Consider the following 5390-nt stretch of genomic DNA (forward strand, 5'->3'; position numbering starts at 1 on the left):
CTGCTCGGGCGAAAGGTCAAGAGCCGGGATGTCGACCAGCCCTGCCTCCAGCGGCAAGAGTACGTGTTCAAGGGGTGCGCCCTTACCCACCTCGTTCAATTTGTCCAGCGAAATCGCCTGTGCGAGGTCGAATGGCCCCGCCTTCAGGCGGCGCAGCATCGTGACATGACCGACCGTGCCGAGGGCATGGGCGATGTCGCGCGCAAGGCCGCGGATATAGGTGCCCTTGGAGACATGGGCGACAAGGGTAACCTCCCCCTCGCCCCAGACACTGATTCCCAGCGTATGGATCGTCACCGCGCGGCTTTTCAGTTCGACCGCCTCGCCAGCCCGCGCCAGATCGTAGGCCCGCTCGCCATCCACCTTGATTGCAGAGTAGGCCGGCGGCACCTGCTCGATCGGCCCGGTGAATCGCGGAAGCACCGCTTCGATCTCCGACTGCACGGGCCGCATGTCGCTCGTCGCAATCACTTTGCCTTCGAGATCGAGCGTATCGGTCTCCTCCCCGAAGCGCAGCGTGAAGGCATAGACCTTGCTCGCGTCCAGCATCCGACCGCACAGCTTGGTTGCCTCGCCCAGCGCAATCGGCAGCACGCCCGTCGCCAGCGGATCGAGCGTGCCGCCATGGCCCACCTTGACCTTGCCGTAGCCAGCTGCGCGCAAGTTGCGCTTCACCGCCCCCACGGCCTGCGTCGATCCAAGGCCGTGCGGCTTGTCGAGGATGATCCAGCCGTTCACCATGCCAAGAGGATCAATCGAACTCAGGCCCGGCCACCAGCGCCACGATCTGCTCGAACTGGCTCAGCATCCATTCCATTGGGGGCCCGATCAACCGGTCGAGGATGTCGAGCCCCGGAAACAGCCACGGCAGCACGATGAAAACCGCCATGAACAGCGGAATGCCCACCGGCTCGATCCGGTCGAGCAGCCGCACCCCGGCGTCCGGCGCGAGGCCCCGCACGATACGCGAGCCATCGAAGGGTGGCAGCGGCAGGAGATTGAACGTGCCGAGAAACACATTGATCGCAATGAAGTTCTTGAGATTGTCGGCCACGAACAGGATGCCCGGCCCCGGTGCCGCTTGCGGATCGGCCGCACGCAGCAGCAGGCCGAACGCCACCGCGGCCAGCGCTGCCAGCACGAAGTTGGTCAGCGGCCCCGCGGCCGCCACCAGCGCCATGTCCCGCTTGGGGCTGCGCAGCCGTTCGTAGCTGACCGGCACCGGCTTGGCCCAGCCGAACACCGGAAGACCGAGCAGCTTGAGCATCCCGGGCAGGATCAGCGTGCCCATCGGATCGACGTGGCGAAGTGGGTTGAGGCTCAGCCGCCCGCGCTCATAGGCGGTCGGATCGCCCAGCAGCCGCGCCGCCCAGCCATGCGCGATCTCGTGGAACACGATGGCAAAGATCATCGGCACCACCAGCGTGCCGATCAGATAGAGTGTGCCTGTCACGCGTTCGCCGCCAGACCACCCTGGGCCTGCCAATCGTCCCGCAGCAGCCCGTAGATCACCGTATCGCGCACGCGCCCGGTCCAGGTCTTGCGTTCTCGGCGCATCACGCCTTCCTCCACCGCGCCCAGCTTGCGCACGGCGGCGCGGCTGCGCGTGTTGATCACATCGACCTTGAACACCACGCGCTCGTATCCGCAGGCAAAGACATGATCGATCATCAAGCGCTTCAGCCGCCGGTTGAAGCCCGTGCTCCGCAGCGAGGGCACAATGAAGCTGTTGCCGATCTCGATCGACCAGCCCGGATCGCCGAACGCGATCCACGCCGTCATCCCGACGACGATGCCGTCTTTGAGCACCGCGTAGACGCAGCGCCCCGGCGGGCTTGCCAGCAGGCTATCGAACTGCGGGTCGAAGTGCTCGCCCATGTAGCAGAAGGGATAGATCTCCCAGATCTCGCTGTCCTCGGCACAAGCAGCGCGCAAGGCTTCGCGGTGATCCTCGCGCAGCGGCTCGAGGTGCAGATCGCCTTCGGCAAGCGGCACATAGAGTTCGCCGACGCTCATCGCGCAACGGCCCGGGGCGCACAGTGGCGGAAAGGGAGGCTTGCCATACCCTCGCTCACATAGGCATTGCGCCGGGAAAGCCAAGCACCCGCGGGAAGCAAGGCCATGCAATTTCGCTGCGAATGAAGCGCCGCCCTGATCCGTTGTTGCATCGTCACGCTGCGTTCACCCAGATTGTTCACAAGGATCGCCATGTACCGCCTGTTTTCCCGCCTGCTGATCATCTTCGCCGCACTGATGGCGATGCTCCAGCCGGCGCAAGGTGCGGCAGGGGATCTGCGCTATGTGATCGACCGCAGCGCCAGCCACGTCGATGCCAAGGTCGCCTTCTTCGGCATTGCCTCCAAGACGGCGAAGTTCCCGGACATGTCGGGCACGTTCAACCTCTCGTTCGCTGATCTCGAGGCGCTCGACATGGTCGTCGATATTGACGCGCGTACGCTGACCACCGGGGATTCGCAGACGAAAACGCTGCAGGGCAAAAGCTTCTTCGATGTGGCGCACCATCCCACGGTGCGCTTTGTCGGCAAGCGGCTGAAGATGACCGGCGAGAAGACCGCTGAAGTCGAGGGCCTGATCACCGCGCGCGGGATCACCCGTCCGATCCGGCTCAATGTGACCTTCTCGGTCCCGCCCTTCTCCACCGGCGGTACGCAGCCGATTTCGATTGTCGGCACCGGGGTGATCGATCGACGCCAGTTCGGGATGACGGCCTATCCCTTCATCATCGGCGCCATGGTCAACGTGACCATCCGCGCGCGGATGGTGCCGAGTTAGTCTTCGCTGATATCGCGCGCCACGCGCGGATCGGCGAGCAGCTTGTCGATATGGCTCGCCACATCGAAGCTTTCGTCTGCCAGAAACTTCACCTTGGCCGCGTACTTCAGGCGCAGGCGCTGGGCGACTTCCTTCTGGAAGAACGCGGTATTGGTCCGCAGCGCCTTCAGCACCGCTTCCTCGTTCGCGCCGAGCAGCGGCTTGATATAGGCCGTCGCGTGGCGGAGATCGGGCGACATGCGCACTTCCGTCACCGAGACCGAATGCGCGGTGAGCACTTCGTCGTGCACTTCCTGCCGCATCAGCAGTTCGGAAAGGATGTGGCGCACCTGTTCGCCCACCTTGAGCAGGCGGACCGAGCGGGTTTCCGGGGATGCGGGCTGCTTTGCCATGTCACGTCTATCCTTCAGCCCAGCTTCGCGAGAATGCGTGCGAGCGAGCGCATGTTTCGTGCCGTCCCGTGCCGTCCGAGCCGGCGTTCGAGGAACGCCCCCGTCAGCCGGCTGGTCCCGACACCGTCAACGTAATCGATATAGAGACTGCGCGGCCCGATCGCGAGCCTCTCGCGCCCGCGACCCTGGTGATCCTCCACCAGCACGCGGAATTGCGCCGGATCGACCTCTCCATCGAGGAACAGCGTGTGGACCTTTGCCTCATCGCCATCGGCGGCGAAGGGATTGTCCTCAATCGCATGACGCAGTTCGGCCGCGTTCAGCACGGCAACCATGCTGTGAAAACCGAAGCGGTCATTGACGATCCATTCGAGCATTTCGGCAAGGCCCTCGACCGGGCGCTCCTCATGCTCGAACAGCACATTGCCGCTGGCAATCACCGTCTCGACCTGCTCCAGCCCCTCACGCTCGAACGCCTCGCGCAGCTCCGCCATCGAGAGGCGGTTCCCGCCGACATTGATTGAGCCAAGCAGGGCGACGTAGCGGGGCATCACGCGTTTATCATGATGGTGTACACAAGGAGAAGGACTGGCGATCCGAAAAGGATCACCAGTCCGATGCAGCCAAAAACCTTCAATCTTCGATCAGGTTCATAGGCCACGCTCTCAGCTCCTACAGCGTGCGCACGCGCTCCTCGACCTCGAAGACTTCAAGCTGGTCGCCCGGCTTCACATCGTTCGTGTCGGCCAGAACCACACCGCATTCGAGGCCCGCGCGCACTTCCGGCACGTCGTCCTTGAAGCGGCGCAGCGAGTGGATGACGGTCTGCGAAATGATGACGTCCTGCCGCGTAAGGCGGGCGTTGATGCCCTTGCGGATAAAGCCTTCGACCACGAGGAGGCCCGCGGCCTTGTCGCGCTTGCCCGCGGGGAACACTTCCTTGACCTCGGCGCGGCCAACCACGGTCTCGATCCGCTCCGGCCCGAGCTGTCCGGCCATCTCGAGGCGGATATCGTCCGTCAGCTGGTAGATCACGTCAAAGTACTTCATCCGCACCTTGAAGCGTTCGACCAGTTCACGCGCCTTGGCGTTCGGACGGACGTTGAAGCCGATGATCGGCGCGCCGCTCGCCTGCGCGAGGTTGACGTCGCTTTCGGTGATCGCGCCCACGCCCGAGGCGAGGATGCGGACCTTGATCTCGTCGGTCGAAATGCGGTTGAGCGCATTGACGATCGCTTCGGTCGAGCCCTGCACGTCGGCCTTGACCACCACCGGATACTCGATGACGGCCTGCTTGGCGGCAAGCGCGGAGAACATGTTCTCGAGGCTCGTCGGTGCCTGCGCGGTGCGCTTGGCGGTCGCGCGTTCCTGGCGGTAGGCGGCGACCTCGCGGGCACGCGCCTCGTTCTCCACCACGGTCAGCGTATCGCCCGCCATCGGCACACCGCCGAGGCCGAGCACTTCGACCGGCAGCGAAGGCGGCGCTTCCTTGATCTGGCGCCCCTTGTCGTCGAGCATCGCGCGGACGCGGCCCGACTGGGTGCCCACGACCAGAATGTCACCAACCTTGAGCGTACCGCGGTTGACCAGCACGGTCGCCAGCGGCCCCTTGCCCTTGTCGAGCTTGGCCTCGATCACGGTCGCCTCCGCCGCGCGGTCCGGATTGGCGCGCAGTTCGAGCAGTTCGGCCTGGAGCAGGATCTTCTCGATCAGCGTGTCGAGCCCCATACCCGTCTTGGCCGAAACCTCGACATCCTGGACGTCACCCGACATTTCCTCGACCACGACTTCGTGCTCGAGCAGGCGCTCGCGGATCTTCTGCGGGTTGGCCTCGTGCTTGTCGGCCTTGGTGATCGCGACGATCATCGGCACGCCTGCGGCCTTGGTGTGATTGATGGCCTCGATCGTCTGCGGCATGATCCCGTCGTCGGCGGCGACCACCAGAATGACGATGTCGGTGACGTTGGCACCGCGCATGCGCATTTCGGTGAAGGCTTCGTGGCCCGGGGTATCGAGGAAGGTGATATGGTCACCGGCCTTTGTCTTGATCTGGTAGGCGCCGATGTGCTGCGTGATGCCGCCAGCTTCGCCGCGCACCACGTCGGTGCCGCGCAGCGCGTCGAGCAGGCTGGTCTTGCCGTGATCGACGTGGCCCATGATCGTGACGACTGGCGGACGCGGCAGCAGCGACTCTTCGGTATCGAC

At 64.5% G+C, this 5390-nt stretch carries 7 protein-coding genes; 1 reads left to right on the plus strand and 6 read right to left on the minus strand.

The genetic code is table 11. The annotated features are described in order from the left end of the window. From truB to Q0082_RS05185, 3 genes are all read right to left on the minus strand, one after another. Window positions 1–741 (minus strand): tRNA pseudouridine(55) synthase TruB (gene truB / locus Q0082_RS05175; protein ID WP_298190607.1); only part of this gene is annotated, 741 nt, incomplete at its 3' end. A 10-nt stretch (window positions 742–751) separates the two neighbouring features. Next, the gene (locus tag Q0082_RS05180; protein WP_298190613.1) at window positions 752–1411 is read right to left on the minus strand and encodes a site-2 protease family protein; all 660 of its coding nucleotides are present in this window, start codon (window positions 1409–1411) and stop codon (window positions 752–754) included. Window positions 1412–1449: 38 nt separating this feature from the next. After that, on the minus strand, window positions 1450–2016 hold the full coding sequence (locus Q0082_RS05185; RefSeq protein ID WP_298190608.1) for a GNAT family protein: 567 nt from the start codon (window positions 2014–2016) through the stop codon (window positions 1450–1452). Window positions 2017–2208: 192 nt separating this feature from the next. Here Q0082_RS05185 and Q0082_RS05190 point away from each other — a divergent pair, with 192 nt between their 5' ends. Then, window positions 2209–2793 (plus strand): YceI family protein, encoded by a 585-nt coding sequence (locus Q0082_RS05190; RefSeq protein WP_298190609.1) that lies wholly within the window; start codon window positions 2209–2211, stop codon window positions 2791–2793. On the opposite strand, the gene rbfA is transcribed toward Q0082_RS05190, so the two are convergent. From rbfA to infB, 3 genes are all read right to left on the minus strand, one after another. Next, the gene (rbfA, locus tag Q0082_RS05195) at window positions 2790–3185 is read right to left on the minus strand and encodes a 30S ribosome-binding factor RbfA (protein WP_298190610.1); all 396 of its coding nucleotides are present in this window, start codon (window positions 3183–3185) and stop codon (window positions 2790–2792) included. The two genes, Q0082_RS05190 and rbfA, sit on opposite strands and share 4 nt — an antisense overlap. Window positions 3186–3199: 14 nt before the next feature. Next, entirely contained in the window at window positions 3200–3736 is a 537-nt protein-coding gene (locus Q0082_RS05200; RefSeq protein ID WP_298190611.1) for a DUF1697 domain-containing protein, read from the minus strand. A 121-nt stretch (window positions 3737–3857) separates the two neighbouring features. Continuing rightward, window positions 3858–5390, minus strand: a 1533-nt coding sequence (gene infB, locus Q0082_RS05205) for a translation initiation factor IF-2 (RefSeq protein ID WP_298190612.1), incomplete at its 5' end; no start/stop codon positions are given.

The organism is Novosphingobium sp., assembly GCF_027489515.1.
Classification (GTDB): Bacteria; Pseudomonadota; Alphaproteobacteria; order Sphingomonadales; family Sphingomonadaceae; genus Novosphingobium.